Here is a 14,662-nt window from a genome sequence, read left to right as displayed (position 1 = left end):
TCCATAGTGACCGCATGACCGGTAAAGCAGTAGGCTTCGTTATCAGTCTGTGATTTACCGGGATGGCGTACGGTCCTCGGTGCGGGACCGATGGAGCACCGAAAGGGGCCGGGGCGATGGCGCGGGCCAGAAGCGCGGAGCGGCGGGCGGAGATTCTCCGCGCCGCTCTCGAAGTGATCGCCGAGCGCGGCTACCGGGGCGCCTCGCTGAGCGCCGTCGCCGAGCGGGTCGGCCTCAGCCAGCAGGGCCTCCTGCACTACTTCCCCACCAAGGAGGCGCTGCTCGTCGCCGTGCTGGAGCAGCGCGACCAGTGGGACACCGGCGGCGGGACCCGGAGCGACGGCAGATGGCGGACCGATCTGCTGGCCTCGCTCGTCGAGTACAACGCGATGCGACCCGGCATCGTCCAGACGTTCTCGGCACTGCTCGGCGAGAGCGTGACGGAGGGTCACCCCGCGCGGGAGTTCTTCACCCACCGCTACACCCAGGTCCGGGCGAGCATGGCGACGACGCTGCGCGCGGAGTACGGCGAGCGGCTGCCGGGCGGCCTGACGCCGGAGCGCGCGGCGCCGCTGCTGGTGGCGGTGATGGACGGGCTTCAGTACCAGTGGCTGCTGGACCCGGACTCGGTCGACATGTCCGTGGCGTTCCAGGATTTCCTGACGTTGCTGGGCTCGCCGCAACCGCACGATCCGGAGAACCCCCCAGCATGACACGGCCTTCGACGATTCCGGTACGGCAAGATCGATGAACGTCACCTCCGGGTGATTTCCGGGTGATCTACGCGCGTCCGGGCACAGGACGCCGTCCGGAGCGCCCCAGGGTGGGGCGCATGACTTCCGAGACCGCCGGACCTCCCTCCGGCCCGCCCTCCCGACGCACCGTGCTCACGGGCGCCGCCGCCGGTGCCGCCGCCCTTGCCTCGACCGCCGTCGGCACCGCAAGTGCCGCCCCCCCCGCTGCCGTCGGCGCCGCCGCATCCGGCACCGCGCTCGCACCGGCGGCCGCCGGATCGGACTGGGCGGCCTGCCTGACCATCGCCCGCGCCATCCTCGTACGCGACGAACAGGACCAGCCGCTGGTCCCCCACTACCGCGACATCCTGCTGTCCAAGGGCCTGCCGCGCAGCCGCAAGGCCCCCAAGAAGGTGCTGGTCGTCGGCGCGGGCCCGGCCGGGCTCACCGCCGCCCATCTGCTCCGCAGCGCCGGGCACACCGTCACCGTGATCGAGGCCAACGGCAACCGCGTCGGCGGCCGGATCAAGACCTTCCGCAAGGGCGGCCACGAGAACGCGAAAGCGCCGTTCGCGGACCCGCACCAGTACGCAGAAGCCGGTGCCATGCGGATCCCCGACAGCCACCCGCTGGTCACCGGACTCATCGACGGCTTCGACCTGAAGCGCCGCCGCTTCTACCTGGTCGATGTCGACGCCGAGGGCCGGCCCGTCAACCGCACCTGGATCCACGTCAACGGCGTGCGGATGCGCAAGGCCGACTACGCGGCGAAGCCGCAGGCGATCAACCGCTCGTTCGGCGTCCCCGCGGAGTTCGAGAACAAGACCGCCGCGACGATCGTGCGCGAGGCCTTCGCCCCCGTGCGCCAGGAGTTCGAGGGCAAGGAGGGCAGCGAGCTCGTCAAGGGCTGGGCGAGGGTGATCCAGCGGTACGGACACTGGTCGATGTACCGCTTCCTGACCGAGGCCGCCAAACTCGACGAGCGGACCATCGACCTCATCGGCACGGTCGAGAACCTCACCTCCCGGCTCCATCTCGCCTTTGTGCACAGTTTCATCGGTGCCTCGCTGATCAGCCCGGACACAGCGTTCTTCGAACTGCCGGGCGGCACGGCCACGCTCGCCGACGCGATGTACGAGCGGGTCAAGGACATCGTGCGGCTGGACCGCCGGGCCACCAGGATCAGCCACGGCGCGGGCGGCGTCCGGGTCGAGACGGTGTCCGAGGGACGCGACGGCAAGCCGCTCGTGCGCGAGACGTTCACCGGCGACCGGGCGATCATCACCGTGCCGTTCTCCGGACTGCGCCACATCCCGGTCGCTCCCGCGCTCTCGTACGGCAAGCGGCGCGCGATCACCGAGATCCACTACGACGCGGCGACCAAGGTGCTGCTCGAATTCAGCCGCCGCTGGTGGGAGTTCGAGGAGAAGGACTGGAAGACCGAGCTGGAGAGGATCAGGCCCGGCCTGTACGACGCCTACCGTCGGGGCAAGGCACCGGCCGACGGCTCGCTGCTGGGCGCCCACCCCTCCGTACCCCCCGGGCACCTCCCGCCCAACCAGCGCGTGCACTACGCGGCGTACCGCGCCGACGCCCGCAACCAGCCCGAGGCGGCGCACGTCATCGGCGGCGGATCGGTCACCGACAACCCCAACCGCTTCATGTTCCAGCCGTCCCACCCGGTCGAGAAGAGCGCGGGCGGCGTGGTCCTCGCCTCGTACAGCTGGGCCGACGACGCGTTGAAGTGGGACTCGCTGGACGACGACGAGCGCTATCCGCACGCCCTGGGCGGGGTGCAGGACGTGTACGGGCAGCGCGTCGAGGTCTTCTACACCGGCGTCGGCGCCACCCAGTCGTGGATGCGCGATCCGTACGCGTACGGCGAGGCGTCGGTCCTGCTGCCGGGCCAGCACACCGAGCTGTTCGCCGACGTGCGGTCGGTCGAGGGGCCGCTGCACTTCGCCGGCTGCCACACCTCGGTCAAACCGGCCTGGATCGAAGGGGCGTTGGAGTCCGCGGTCCGGTCCGCGCTGGAGGTGCACACCAGCTGAACCCGGTCGGGCGGGCGTCGCTCAGCGGGCCAGGCCCAGGGTGACGCCCAGTCCGACGAGCACCGTTCCGATGCCCCGGTTGAGGGCCTTCTGCCACCGCAGCACCGCGGCGCGCAGCCGCGCGTTCGAGAAGAACAGCGCGACCAGGCCGAACCAGCCGAGATGCGCGACGGACATGAACAACCCGTAACCGGCCTGCTCCCACAGGCCGGTCGTGGGCCCGACGACCTGGGTGAAGGTCGACACGACGAAGAGCGTGGTCTTGGGGTTCAGTGCGTTGGTGAGGAATCCGGTGCGCAGGGCCGCGAGCCGGGTCAACCGCGGCTTCGAGTCCAGGTCGATTCCGAGATCGTCGCGGGCGAGGAAGGTCCGTACCCCGATGTGGACGAGATAGGCCGCGCCGACCAGCTTCATCGCGGTGAAACAGGGCGGTGGACGAGGCGATCAGCAGCCCGACGCCGAGCATCGTGTACGTGACGTGGACGAGCACACCCGCGGCGACTCCGACGGCCCCCAGCAGTCCCGTCGTACGGCCGTACAGGCAGCTGTTGCGGACGACCGTCGCGAAGTCCGCGCCCGGACTGATGACGGCGAGGACCGTGATGACGGCGACGGCGACGATCTCGGCCATGGGGACGGATCCCCTCAGCCCTTGTCGAGGGTGTACGGGGCGGGGGCCGCGCCCTCGTCCTCGTCGGCCGCGACCAGGTCCCGGGCCAGCAGCGTGGCCCCGGCGACGGCGCCCGGCATCAGGAAGACGGCCACGAACGGGACCAGGAAGGCGAGCCCCAGCGGTACGCCGAAGCCGAGGGTCAGCATGCGGCGCCCGCGCAGCAGGTCGAGGCGGTCCTTCAGGACCACGCCGCGGCGCTGGAGGGCGACGGCGGTGAGCTCCTCGGAGAGGAAGTAGCCGGTGACGCAGAAGCCGATCACCGGGACGACGGTCTGGCCGACGACCGGAATGAACCCGAGGGCGAAGAGCAGCGCCGAGTACAGCCCCACCCGCACCAGGATGCGGATGCTGTCGCGGGCGGATATCCACAGCTCGCGCCAGAGCGACAGCCCGGACTCGGGGACCTCGCCGCCCTCCGTACGGTCGACCTGCTCGGACAGCGACTCGTAGAAGGGCTGGCCGACCAGCAGCGTCACCGCGGTGAACGTGATCACCGCGAGGAAGAGCCCGAGGGCGAGGACCAGCACGGTCAGGGTGGTGCGGAGCAGACCGGCCCAGGGCGCGGACCAGTCGTCGGCGAAGGGCGTCGCCCAGGACACCAGGTCGTCGGCGCCGTGGCCGAGGCCGACGAGCGCCGCCACGTACAGCACGAGGGTGATGAGGCCGGGCAGCAGCCCGAAGCCGAACCAGCGGCCGTGCCGGCCCACCCAGCGCTGTCCCTTTATCAAGTAGCCGAAGCCCGCCCCTAGATCACGCATGGCGTCAGCGTACTGGGGGGCCGGGGGCCGCTCCCGTCACGGTGCGGCCGGTGCATGGCCGAGGGCCGCACCCCGGCGGGGTGCGGCCCTCGGTCGGCGGTGAGCGGTCAGGCGACCGACAGCTCGACCTTGATGTTGCCGCGCGTGGCATTCGAGTACGGGCACACTTGGTGGGCCTTCTCGACGAGCGACTGCGCGGTGGCGGCGTCGACGTTCGGGATGGTGGCGCTGATCGCGACCTCCAGGCCGAAACCGCCCTCGGCGGTCTTGCCGATGGAGACCGCGGCGGTCACCGTGGAGCCGGAGATGTCGGCCTTCTCCTGACGGGCCACGACCCCGAGGGCGCCCTGGAAGCAGGCGCTGTAACCGGCCGCGAAGAGCTGCTCCGGGTTGGTGCCTGCGCCGCTGCCACCCATGGCCTTGGGCGGGTTGACGATGACATCGAGGTTGCCGTCGTCGGACGAGACGCGGCCGTCACGGCCGTTCTCGGCGGTGGCGACGGCGGTGTAGGCAACGGTGATGTCCTGAAGAGCCATGTCGGAAATATCCTTCTGCTGTGCGCCGCGACTCGCGCCCACGATCGCGACGGCCTGTGGATGAGCCTAACGCCTGCGCCGGAGCGGCTGTCAGGCGAGGGAAACGATCATCTTCCCGGTGTTCTCGCCGCGCAGCAGACCGAGGAAGGCGTCGAAGCCGTTCTCGATGCCCTCGACGAAGGTCTCGCGGTACTTCAGCTCGCCCGAGGCCAGCCAGCCGGCGACCTCCTGGACGAACTGCGGCTGGAGCGCGGCGTGATCGCCGACGAGCATGCCCTGGATGCGCAGCCGCTTGCCGATGACCAGGGCGAGGTTGCGTGGGCCGGGGGTCGGCCCGGTGGCGTTGTACTGGGCGATCATTCCGCAGACGGTGACGCGGCCGTGCACATTGAGCGAGGAGATCGCCGCTTCGAGGTGCTCGCCACCGACATTGTCGAAGTAGACGTCGATGCCGTCGGGGGCGGCTGCGCGCAGCTGCTCGGCGACCGGGCCGTTCTTGTAGTTGAAGGCCGCGTCGAAGCCGTACTCCTCCACGAGGAGCTTGACCTTCTCGTCGGAACCGGCCGAGCCGATGACCCGCGAGGCGCCCTTGAGTTTCGCCATCTGGCCCACCTGGCTGCCGACCGCACCGGCCGCGCCGGAGACGAAGACGGCGTCGCCCTCCTTGAACGAGGCGACCTCGAACAGCCCCGCGTAGGCGGTGAGTCCGGTCATGCCGAGCACGCCGAGATAGGCGGAGAGCGGGGCGAGCGACGGATCGACCTTCACGGCGCGCCCGGCCGGGACCTCGGCGTACTCGCGCCAGCCGAGGCCGTGCAGGACGTGGTCGCCGACCGCGATGCCCTCCGCGTTCGAGGCGATGACCTCACCGACCGCGCCGCCGTCCATGGGGCGGTCGAGCTCGAAGGGCGGAACGTACGACTTCACGTCGTTCATCCTTCCCCTCATGTAGGGGTCGACCGAGAAGTGCAGATTGCGGACCAGGACGCGCCCCTCGCCGGGGGCGGTGACCGGGGCCTCACGCAGCGCGAAGTCCTCGGCCTTCGGCCAGCCGTGGGGGCGGGCGACCAGATGCCATTCGCGGCCGGACGTGGGAAGTGCTGCAGACATGGGCTCGGGGTCTCCTCAATGCCTCACGGGGTGGGGGGGCTTCGCCGGCCTGCCGGGGCCGACCGGGAAACCAATAATGCTTCACGATGTGAAACAACCATGCTCCTCAATATTTCATATTGTCAAGTAAATGGTTATCCTGGGTGTCATGGCCACCCCCCGGACAGACCCTCTGACCCTCGAAGTCGTCGAACTCATCGGCACCGTCGTGGCGCGCTACTACGAGGAGTACGACGAGGCCGCTGCGGCCCACTCGCTCACCGGCGCCCAGGCGCGCGTCCTGGGGCTGCTCTCCCTGGAGCCGATGCCCATGCGCAGGATCGCCAAGAAGCTGAAGTGCGAGCCGTCGAACGTCACCGGGATCGTCGACCGGCTGGAGTCGCGCGGACTGGTCGAGCGCAGGCCGGATCCGGCCGACCGGCGGGTGAAGCTGGCCGCCCCGACGGAGAAGGGTGCCCGCACGGCGCAGCAACTGCGCGATTCGCTCACCTTCGCCCGAGAGCCCCTGGCCGAGCTGTCGGACGAGGACCGGACCGTACTGCGGGACCTGCTGCGGCGGATGCTGGGCGAGTCGGGCCCGTCCGGCGGCTGAGGCCCGTCCGGCGGCTGGGGACATGGCGCGGCCTCCAGCCACGCGACCGGACGGACCGGTACGGACCGCTCACGAACAGAAGAAGAGGAACCAGCACGTCTCGGACCGGGTCGGTGCCGGGGTGGGGGTGGGGGTGGGGGTGGGGCGGGGGCCGGGGCCGGCCGACGTCGCCGGTGCCGGCCGGGTCGGACCACCGCCGGGTCGGTCGGGGTCCGCCGGGTCGGCGGGTGTTTCCTCGTCGGCGCCGGGGTCGGGGTCGGGGTCGGGCGACGGATCGTCCGTGGCACCCGGGGGTGCGGCGGAGGCCGGGCCGGGCTCGGCGCCGGAGCCCTCGGGGCGGGCGTCGCCGGTCGCCGTGCCCGCGCCCGCACCCGTGGCGTCGGCGGGATGCGAATCGGTCACCGGGAGCATGGAGGGACCGTCGACCGGACCGGGCCGCTCGGGCGCGTCGCTCGCCGAAGGGTTCGGGGCCGGTTCGGACGTGACCTCGGTCGATTCGCGTACGTAGTCCGAGGCGCGGTCGTCGCCGTTCGGCTCGATGGCCAGCTGGGCCAGGCTCAGCACCCCGGCGGCGAGCACCACGCCGAGGACGGCGAACAAAGCCGTCCGGCCGCGGCGACGATGCGCGCGCCGGCCGCGCCCCTCCCGGGCGTCGGGCACCTCTCCCCCGCCCCGTCGGTCCGCCCCGCGGGATCCGTGGGTGGCGCGCGCGGGCCGGTCGGCACCGTGCCCCCGGCGGCGTCGGCCGCCGGGACGGAGCGGTGCGGACGTCTCGTGCACCGCGTCCGGCTCGTGACCGGAGAACGCGGGCGTGACGTACGGGCTCAGCGCCTCGACGGGGGTTCCGCATCCGGCACAGGCCAGGGCACCGTTGAGATGCCGCTGACACGGGTGGCAATAATCCATGGCGCCCGCAGATTAGATGCCAAAAGGACAACCTAGAAAGCCGCTCGTGTGAGGGTTCTGTGTGGAACTGTTGATTCCGTGACCGCGAACCCGCCTTTCGGCCCTCGTGAGTTCCAGCTCGTCCTGCTGCGCCGGATGGCCGACCATCAACCGGATCTCGTCGCCGACGCCCGGCAGGAGCTGAGCGCCTCGCTCGCCGAGATGCGCGAGGCCAACCGCCGCTGGCAGGCCATGGTGCGGGCGCCCCGCGGACGGGGCGCCCTGCGCCGCTACCGTTCGGTGCTCGGCGAGCCCGAATCGTCCACGCACCGCACGATCGGCGACCTGGAGTGCGACGCGCTGCTGTGGCCGGTGCCGCTCTGGCCGGATCTGCGCTTCGAGGTGATGGTCGCGCCGGGCGGGGCGGTATGGAACGAATGGCTCGTCCGGACGCCGGGGAGGGCGGGTCCCGAACTGCGCGCGGTCGAGGATCTGCGTCCCTGGTCGGCCACGGTGGACGAGGTCGCACGGGCCTTCGCACCGGCCCGCCCGATGGAGGGCGGCGCGCCGACCCGGTGGGCACTCGCGATCACCGCGCCCGGAACGGGTGAATGCCATGTCGCGGAATTCACCTGGGGGCTGTTCCAGCGACTGCTGCCCGGCTGACCTCCGCGTACGCCGCTCCGCTGTCACCCCGTCAGCCCCGTCCCCCCTACGGCTCACCCCGACGCGCGCGATGACTCCGAACGGCGCACGATGCCAGGAGGGCCGGCTGCCGCCGGTACCCCCATCCGCGCTCCCGGGAGAACCCGCCGTGACCGTCAGCCTTGAGCAATTGCGCCGTTGCCATGTCGCCGTCGACCTCGGGGCCGCCCGGACCCGCGTGTATGTCAAGGGGCCCGGACTCGTCGTCGACGAACCGAGCGCCGCCGCCGTGAACACCCGCACCGGCTCCCTCATCGCCGTCGGTGAACTCGCCGAACAGATGACGGGCCGCACCCCCGACTACATCCGGGTGGTCCGCCCGGTGACCGGCGGAACGGTCATCGACATCGAGATGGCCCAGCGCATGCTGCGCCAACTGCTCGGCGAGAAGCTCCGCCGCCAACTGCGCCGCAAGCCCCGGCTGCGGGCCGCCGCCTGCACCCCGCACGACAGCGATCCGCTCGCCCAGCGGGCCACCGTCGAGACCCTGGTCGGGCTGGGTGCCCGGCGGGTCGAGCTGGTCGACACACTGATCGCGGCGGCCGTCGGCTGCGGGCTCCCCGTCGAGCAGCCGACCGCCTCCATGATCATGGTGTGCGGGGCGGCGACCACCCAGATCGCCGTGCTCTCCCTCGGCTCGATCGTGACCGCCGCACGCATCCCGATCGGCGGCGACGCCATCGACCACGCGGTGATCCAGCATCTGCGCCAGCACCACGATCTGATGCTGCCGAGCCAGTCCGTACGCCCGCTGCAAGTGGCGCTCAGCGGAAGCGGCCTGGCCGCGCGCGGGCCCACCACGACCGAGATCCACGGCCGTGACGTGGCGACCGGCCTGGCCCGCTCGGTGCGTGTCGACACCGCTGCCGTGCGACAGGCCATCCACGCGCCGCTGACCGCGGTGCTCGACGGTCTCGGCAAGATCCTGCGGGACTGCCCGCCCGACCTGGTCGCCGACATCGCCGACTGCGGAATCATGATGGTCGGCGGCAGCGCACTGCTGCCCGGTCTCGATCAGAGGCTGCGGGAGGCCACGGGCGTGCCCGTGCACATCGCGGAGCGGCCCGACGTGTGCTCCGTGCTGGGACTCGGCGCCATGCTGGACGGTCAGATCCAGCCGCTGGTCCTCGACCCGCTCGCCTGCTGAACACCTCGGGGGGTGCGGCGCATGACCGAAGACGCGGCGAACACGGCCGCGGGGCCCTCGGACGAGGGAACAACCGCCCCGTCCGGCACCGCGCCGTCGCCCCGGCTGCCGGTGCTCCTGGAAGCGGTGCTGAGCGTCGGCACCGCTCTCGAACTGCGCGCCACTCTCCAGCAGCTCGTGGACACCGCCACCGCGCTGACCGGCGCCCGGTACGGCGCGCTCGGCGTGCTCGATCCCGGACTCGGCACCATCAGCGAGCTGTTCACCTCCGGCCTCGACGACGCGGGGCGCCGGCGCATCGGCCGCCTCCCGGACGGACACACGGGGATGCTCGGCGTCCTCATCGACGAGGGGCAGCCGCTGCGCTGCGACGACCTGTCCGCCGACCCGCGATCCTGCGGGGTGCCGCCCGGCCATCCGCCCGCGCACTCCTTCCTCGGGGCGCCGATCCGGGTGCAGAGCCAGGTCTTCGGGAATCTCTACCTCACCGAGAAACGCACCGGCCGCTTCACCGACACGGACATGGCGCTGCTACGGGTGCTGGCCTCGCAGGCCGGAATCGCGATCGGCAACGCCCGGCTGTACGAGGCGGCCCGGCAGCGGGAGCGCTGGATCGAGGGGGCGGCCGCCGTCACCACCACCCTGCTGACGGGCGGGAACGCGGCCGACGCGCTGATGACCGTCGCCGAAGCGGCCAGAACGCTCGCCGACGCCAGTGCCGGGGTGATCCTCCAGCCGAACAAGGAGGGCGGGATGGAGATCGTCACCGCGTCCACGCTCGACGACCCGGCCGGGATCGTCGGTACGACCATCGAGCCCGGCTCCGCCGTTCTGGTCCAACTGCTCGGCGGGGAGCCGGTCTTCATCGAGGACTCGGCGACCGACCCCCGGATGACGACGCATGTGCGGTCGCGGTTCGGCCCCAGCATGATGCTGCCGCTGCAGAGCGGTGGGCGGCTGATCGGCACTCTCGCCCTGCCCCGGCGGCGCGGCGCCCGCCCGTACACGGCCGTGGACCGGCAGCTGGCCTCGCAGTTCGCCTCGCAGGCCGCGCTCGCCCTGGTCCTGGCGGACGCCCAGCACAACCGGGAACAGCTCGCGGTGTACGAGGACCGGGACCGGATCGCCCGGGATCTGCACGACCTGGTCGTCCAGCGGCTGTTCGCGACCGAGATGATGCTGGAGTCGACCCGCCGCAGGGTCACCGCCCCGGAGACCGACGAGCTGCTCGGCAGGGCCGTCGACGAGCTGGACTCGACCATTCAGGAAGTACGGACGGCGATCTTCGCCCTCCAGCAGCCGCCCGCCGAGTCCCCCGCCACCTTCCGCGGGCTGGTGCTGCGGGAGACCGGGGGCGCCGCGGCCGTCCTCGGCTTCCAGCCCTCGGTGCACTTCAACGGGGCGGTCGACGCCTTGGTCCGGGAGCCCGTGGACCGGCAGCTCCTCGCCGCGCTGCGCGGCGCGCTCGCCGCCGCGCACCGGCGGGCGGGGGTGTCGGCCATCGAGGTGGAGGTGGACGCGACGACGCTGCTGCCGGACGGGCGGCCCGCGGTACGGCTGGCCGTGGCCGACGACGGCCGCGACGAGGGCGGCTCGCGCTCGTCGACCGTCATCTGGCAGGCGCCGCTCTGAGCGCGATGCGGGTGTTGGAGTGGGCGACTCCGGCTTCCCGCTTCAACCTGCGCAGCAGTCCGTCCAGGGCCGCGGTGTCGGCGACGGTGGCCCGCACGAGATAGTCGTGGCCGCCGGTCACATGGATCACCTCGGTGATGCCGGGCAGGGCGAGCACCGACCGTTCGAACACCTCGTTCGTCGTGTCGATCCGCAGTGTCACATCGATGAAGACGACCAGGCCCGTACGGGTGTCGGCGGCCGGATCGATGATCACGGTGAAGCCGCGGATGACCCCGTCGCGCCGCAGCCGCCGCACCCGGTCGGCCGCGGCGTTCGCGCTGAGTCCCACCCGCACACCCAGATCGCGGTACGAGATCCGGGCATCCTCCTGCAGGATGCCGAGGATTTCCCTGTCCAGCCGGTCCATACCGCGATTGTCGCAGCTTTGTCCGATTCATGGCTTCGCACGTCGCGTCCGGAGTCGCGATCTCGTGACGGCCACGATCGGTTTCGGACTGACCTTCCGGGCCTGGGACCTGATCGCGCCCATGTCCGCGGAGTACAAGGAGCGGCTGGGGCTGACCTCGTTCGAGCAGTCGCTGCTGGTCGCGATTCCGGTGCTGGTCGGTTCGTGGGCCGGATCCCGGTGGGCGCGCTCACCGACAAATATGGTGCGCGGCTGATGTTCCCGCTGGTCTCGGCGCTGACCGTCGTGCCCGTGCTGCTGCTGATCCCGGCGAAGGACTCCTACGGCGCGATGCTCGTCGTGGGCTTTCTGCTGGGCCTGGGCGGTACGACGTTCGCGATCGGCGTCCCGCTGGTCAACTCGTGGTTCCCGCCCGCGGAACGGGGGTGGGGGCAGACCATGACGACCTCGCCCACGATGGGCAGTGGAAGAAGGAACGGCGTCCGGGGCCTTCGAATCCAAGGCGGAGGAGGGAGTCGACGCGGAGCGTCGGCGACTGACGACGACGCCGGGGGCGGAGGTCCCGGACACCGCGACACCAGTGCCCATCGTGGGCGAGGCCGTTAGGGTGCGGTGGGTGACTCCTCTCCTGTGCGTACCGGCCGACGCTTCCGTCCGGGAGGCCATCCGGTTCGGTGAACACTCCATGACGTACGCCCGGCTGGCCGACGCCTCCGCCGCGCTCGCCGCCCGTCTGACCGGCGTCGGCCGGGTCGCCGTCTGGGCCACTCCCACGCCCGGGACCGTGGTCGCCGTCGTGGCGGCGCTGCGGGCCGGGGTGCCGGCGGTGCCGCTGAACCCGAGGACGGGGACGCGTGAGCTCGGGCACATCGTGGCCGACAGCGAACCGGGCGTGGTGCTGGCCGGGGCGGGGGACGTGCTCCCGCCCGCGCTGGCCGCCCTGGACCGCATCGACGTCGACACCGCCCCGGACGGCCAGGAGGGCGCCGCGCTGCCCGAGCCCTCCCCCGAGTCCCCCGCGCTGATCGTCTACACCTCCGGCACCACGGGCCCGCCCAAGGGGGCGGTCCTGCCGCGCCGGGCCATCGCCGCGTCGCTGGACGCGCTGGAGGACGCCTGGCAGTGGACCGGCGACGACGTGCTCGTCCACGCCCTGCCGCTGTTCCATGTGCACGGTCTGATCCTGGGCGTGCTCGGGCCGCTGCGCCGTGGCGGATCGGTGCGGCACCTGGGCGGGTTCTCCACCGACGGGGTGGCCCGGGAACTGTCGTCCGGCGGCACGATGCTCTTCGGCGTACCGACCATGTACCACCGGCTGGCCGAGGCCCTCGACGCTTCCGGCCCCGGCACGGCCGGGCTGGCCAAGGCACTGGCCGGGGCCCGGCTGCTGGTGTCCGGGTCGGCCGCGCTGCCGGTACACGACCACGAGCGGATCGCGGCGGCGACGGGCCGCCGGGTCATCGAGCGCTACGGCATGACGGAGACCCTGATGAACACCGGCGTCCGGGCCGACGGCGAGCCGCGCCCCGGCACGGTCGGCGCGCCCCTGCGCGGCGTGGAGCTCCGTCTGGTCGAGGAGGACGGCACCGTCCTCACCTACCCCGACCCCGACGCCATCGGCGAGATCCAGGTGCGCGGCTCGAACCTCTTCACCGGCTATCTCAACCGCCCCGAGGCCACGGCCGCCGCGCTCACCGGGGACGGCTGGTTCCGTACGGGAGACATGGCCACCCGTGACCCCGACGGCTACGTACGGATCGTCGGCCGCAAGGCCACCGATCTGATCAAGAGCGGCGGGTACAAGATCGGCGCCGGTGAGATCGAGAACGCGCTCCTCGATCACCCGGGCGTCCGCGAGGTCGCCGTCACCGGCGAGCCGGATCCGGATCTGGGCGAGCGGATCGTCGCCTGGGTGGTGCCGGCCGACCCCGCCGCGCCCCCGGCCGAGGACGAACTCGCGGACCATGTGGCCGCCCAGCTGGCCCCGCACAAGCGCCCGCGTACGGTCCGCTGTCTGGAGGCGCTGCCCCGCAACGACCTGGGCAAGATCATGAAGCGGTCGCTCGGTGTCTGAGCGGCTGACGGCGCGGGCGGCGATCGCGGCCGTCACCACCGAGTTCGAGGAGTTCACCGCATCCGCCGCCCCCGGCCCCGACAGCGCCGGGGACGGCCCCCTCTCCTGGGCCGGGTACGCGGACTCCCTGGCCCGCGCCGCCGCCCGTACCGGCGAGGTGGAGTCGGTGGTCCACGGCCTGGCCTCCGTGGACGGCATGCGCTGTGTCCTGGTCTCGTTCGAGTTCGGTTTCCTGGGCGGCTCGCTGGGCCGGTCCACCGGGGACCGGCTGGAGGCCGCCTACGAGGCCGCCCGGACCTCGGGGCTTCCGCTGGTCTCGCTGATCGCGACGGGCGGCAGCCGGATGCAGGAGGGCATGGTCGCCCTGACCCAGCTGCACCGCGTGGCCCGCGCCTCGGCACGGCTGCGGGCGGCCGGTCCCGCGCAGCTCGCGGTCCTGCGCGACCCGACGACGGGCGGCGGCTGGGCCACGCTGGGGGCCGGTGCCGATGTGATCCTGGCGCTGCCGGGCGCCCAGGTCGGGTTCGCCGGCTCGCGGGTGCGGCCCGTGGACGCGGATCCGCACGCCTACACCGCCGAGGGTCAGCTGGCCGCGGGCCAGATCGACGCGGTCGTCCCCCGGGCGGAGCTCCCGCGGACGGTGGCCGGCTGGCTGCGGGCGCTCCACGCCGACGGTTCCCGGGCCCCCGAGCCCGCTCCCGTGCCGGACGCCCTCTGCGCCACGGGCCTCCCGGTGACCGGCTGGGACGCGGTCCGGCAGGCCCGCTCCCCCTCCCGGCCCCGCGCCGAGGCGTATCTGGACGCGTACTTCGACCAGTTGCTGCCGCTCAGCGGCGATCGCTGCGGTGGTACGGATCCGGGGCTGCGCTGCGGTTTCGGGCGGCGCGACGGGCGGACGATCGCGTACGTCGCCCAGTGCGGCACCGCGACCCGTCCGGCGGGTTACCGCACGGCGGCCCGGGTGATCCGGCTGGCCGACCGGCTCGGCGTTCCCGTGCTCACCCTGATCGACACCCCGGGCGCGGCGAACGACGCCGAAGCGGAACGGGCGGGCGCGGGCGCGGCCATCGCGGACGCCTTCGCGGCGATCGCCGGGGCCGGGGTCCCGATCACGACCCTGGTGATCGGCGAGGGCGGTTCGGGCGGCGCGCTGGCGCTCGCGTCACCGGGGAACACCCATGCCACCCGGGACAGCTATTTCTCGGTCATCGCCCCGGAACTGGCGGCGGCGATCCTGAAGCGTGATCCGGACGAGGTGCGTGCCACCGCCGACCAACTGCGCCTTCGCCCCCAGGACCTGGTGGAACTGGGCATCGCCCGGAGCGTCCTGGCCCCCCGGCCGTCGCGGGGCTGAGC

13 protein-coding genes and 2 pseudogenes are annotated in these 14,662 nt (G+C 72.3%); 9 read left to right on the top strand and 6 right to left on the bottom strand.

Going from position 1 to position 14,662, the window contains the following annotated elements; genetic code table 11:
* The first annotated feature begins 116 nt into the window (after window positions 1-116).
* Window positions 117-713, top strand: coding sequence for a TetR/AcrR family transcriptional regulator (locus ACIOHC_RS02865; protein WP_351075705.1), 597 nt, complete (start codon window positions 117-119; stop codon window positions 711-713).
* 119 nt (window positions 714-832) lie between these two features.
* The gene (locus ACIOHC_RS02860; protein WP_401841091.1) at window positions 833-2,785 is read left to right on the top strand and encodes a flavin monoamine oxidase family protein; all 1,953 of its coding nucleotides are present in this window, start codon (window positions 833-835) and stop codon (window positions 2,783-2,785) included.
* 21 nt (window positions 2,786-2,806) lie between these two features.
* Here the strand turns inward: ACIOHC_RS02860 and ACIOHC_RS02855 are convergent.
* The 4 genes and pseudogenes from ACIOHC_RS02855 to ACIOHC_RS02840 all read right to left on the bottom strand — a co-directional run bounded on the left by ACIOHC_RS02855 (window position 2,807) and on the right by ACIOHC_RS02840 (window position 5,862).
* Window positions 2,807-3,416 (bottom strand): annotated as a pseudogene (locus ACIOHC_RS02855) (LysE family transporter).
* Window positions 3,417-3,430: 14 nt separating this feature from the next.
* Window positions 3,431-4,216 (bottom strand): EI24 domain-containing protein, encoded by a 786-nt coding sequence (locus ACIOHC_RS02850; RefSeq protein ID WP_351075699.1) that lies wholly within the window; start codon window positions 4,214-4,216, stop codon window positions 3,431-3,433.
* Window positions 4,217-4,323: 107 nt separating this feature from the next.
* On the bottom strand, window positions 4,324-4,752 hold the full coding sequence (locus ACIOHC_RS02845) for an organic hydroperoxide resistance protein (protein WP_351075695.1): 429 nt from the start codon (window positions 4,750-4,752) through the stop codon (window positions 4,324-4,326).
* A 90-nt stretch (window positions 4,753-4,842) separates the two neighbouring features.
* A complete protein-coding gene (locus tag ACIOHC_RS02840; protein ID WP_351075692.1) occupies window positions 4,843-5,862 on the bottom strand; it encodes an NADP-dependent oxidoreductase in 1,020 nt (339 codons plus the stop codon).
* Between the two features lie 148 nt (window positions 5,863-6,010).
* Here ACIOHC_RS02840 and ACIOHC_RS02835 point away from each other — a divergent pair, with 148 nt between their 5' ends.
* Window positions 6,011-6,454: a MarR family transcriptional regulator gene (locus tag ACIOHC_RS02835; RefSeq protein ID WP_365688263.1), complete on the top strand. Its 444-nt coding sequence runs from the start codon at window positions 6,011-6,013 to the stop codon at window positions 6,452-6,454.
* A 69-nt stretch (window positions 6,455-6,523) separates the two neighbouring features.
* Here the strand turns inward: ACIOHC_RS02835 and ACIOHC_RS02830 are convergent, their stop codons facing one another.
* Window positions 6,524-7,360, bottom strand: coding sequence for a hypothetical protein (locus ACIOHC_RS02830; protein WP_401841087.1), 837 nt, complete (start codon window positions 7,358-7,360; stop codon window positions 6,524-6,526).
* Window positions 7,361-7,438: 78 nt separating this feature from the next.
* On the opposite strand from ACIOHC_RS02830, the gene ACIOHC_RS02825 reads away from it, so the two are divergent.
* The 3 genes from ACIOHC_RS02825 (at window position 7,439) to ACIOHC_RS02815 (ending at window position 10,823) form a co-directional block, all read left to right on the top strand.
* Window positions 7,439-8,005, top strand: coding sequence for a hypothetical protein (locus ACIOHC_RS02825; protein ID WP_351075689.1), 567 nt, complete (start codon window positions 7,439-7,441; stop codon window positions 8,003-8,005).
* 148 nt (window positions 8,006-8,153) lie between these two features.
* The gene (locus tag ACIOHC_RS02820) at window positions 8,154-9,191 is read left to right on the top strand and encodes a rod shape-determining protein (protein WP_401841084.1); all 1,038 of its coding nucleotides are present in this window, start codon (window positions 8,154-8,156) and stop codon (window positions 9,189-9,191) included.
* Window positions 9,192-9,212: 21 nt separating this feature from the next.
* Window positions 9,213-10,823 carry a GAF domain-containing protein gene (locus tag ACIOHC_RS02815; protein WP_365688258.1) on the top strand — a complete coding sequence of 537 codons (1,611 nt, stop codon included), beginning with the start codon at window positions 9,213-9,215 and terminating at the stop codon, window positions 10,821-10,823.
* Here ACIOHC_RS02815 and ACIOHC_RS02810 read toward each other — a convergent pair.
* Window positions 10,801-11,232: an Lrp/AsnC family transcriptional regulator gene (locus tag ACIOHC_RS02810; RefSeq protein ID WP_351075681.1), complete on the bottom strand. Its 432-nt coding sequence runs from the start codon at window positions 11,230-11,232 to the stop codon at window positions 10,801-10,803. The genes ACIOHC_RS02815 and ACIOHC_RS02810 overlap by 23 nt on opposite strands.
* Before the next feature lie 7 nt (window positions 11,233-11,239).
* Here ACIOHC_RS02810 and ACIOHC_RS02805 point away from each other — a divergent pair.
* The 3 genes and pseudogenes from ACIOHC_RS02805 to ACIOHC_RS02795 form a co-directional block, all read left to right on the top strand.
* A pseudogene (locus ACIOHC_RS02805) lies at window positions 11,240-11,658 on the top strand (MFS transporter); the annotation flags it as partial.
* 181 nt (window positions 11,659-11,839) lie between these two features.
* Window positions 11,840-13,306, top strand: coding sequence for an acyl-CoA synthetase (locus ACIOHC_RS02800; protein ID WP_389635960.1), 1,467 nt, complete (start codon window positions 11,840-11,842; stop codon window positions 13,304-13,306).
* On the top strand, window positions 13,299-14,660 hold the full coding sequence (locus tag ACIOHC_RS02795; protein ID WP_351075676.1) for a carboxyl transferase domain-containing protein: 1,362 nt from the start codon (window positions 13,299-13,301) through the stop codon (window positions 14,658-14,660). Before ACIOHC_RS02800 ends, ACIOHC_RS02795 begins: the two co-directional genes overlap by 8 nt.
* Window positions 14,661-14,662: the final 2 nt, after the last annotated feature.

The organism is Streptomyces sp. NPDC088252 (genome assembly GCF_044740965.1).
In the GTDB taxonomy this organism is placed as follows: domain Bacteria; phylum Actinomycetota; class Actinomycetes; order Streptomycetales; family Streptomycetaceae; genus Streptomyces.
Note: the sequence above shows the minus strand (reverse complement) of the source record. Positions and strands in the feature narration are given on the sequence as shown.

Excerpts from the sequence above, each read along its gene's own strand:
- ACIOHC_RS02865 (WP_351075705.1), top strand. The coding sequence starts at position 117 with ATGGCGCGGGCCAGAAGCGCGGAGCGGCGGGCGGAGATTCTCCGCGCC.
- ACIOHC_RS02860 (WP_401841091.1), top strand. The coding sequence starts at position 833 with ATGACTTCCGAGACCGCCGGACCTCCCTCCGGCCCGCCCTCCCGACGC.
- ACIOHC_RS02850 (WP_351075699.1), bottom strand. The coding sequence starts at position 4,216 with ATGCGTGATCTAGGGGCGGGCTTCGGCTACTTGATAAAGGGACAGCGC.
- ACIOHC_RS02845 (WP_351075695.1), bottom strand. The coding sequence starts at position 4,752 with ATGGCTCTTCAGGACATCACCGTTGCCTACACCGCCGTCGCCACCGCC.
- ACIOHC_RS02840 (WP_351075692.1), bottom strand. The coding sequence starts at position 5,862 with ATGTCTGCAGCACTTCCCACGTCCGGCCGCGAATGGCATCTGGTCGCC.
- ACIOHC_RS02835 (WP_365688263.1), top strand. The coding sequence starts at position 6,011 with ATGGCCACCCCCCGGACAGACCCTCTGACCCTCGAAGTCGTCGAACTC.
- ACIOHC_RS02830 (WP_401841087.1), bottom strand. The coding sequence starts at position 7,360 with ATGGATTATTGCCACCCGTGTCAGCGGCATCTCAACGGTGCCCTGGCC.
- ACIOHC_RS02815 (WP_365688258.1), top strand. The coding sequence starts at position 9,213 with ATGACCGAAGACGCGGCGAACACGGCCGCGGGGCCCTCGGACGAGGGA.
- ACIOHC_RS02810 (WP_351075681.1), bottom strand. The coding sequence starts at position 11,232 with ATGGACCGGCTGGACAGGGAAATCCTCGGCATCCTGCAGGAGGATGCC.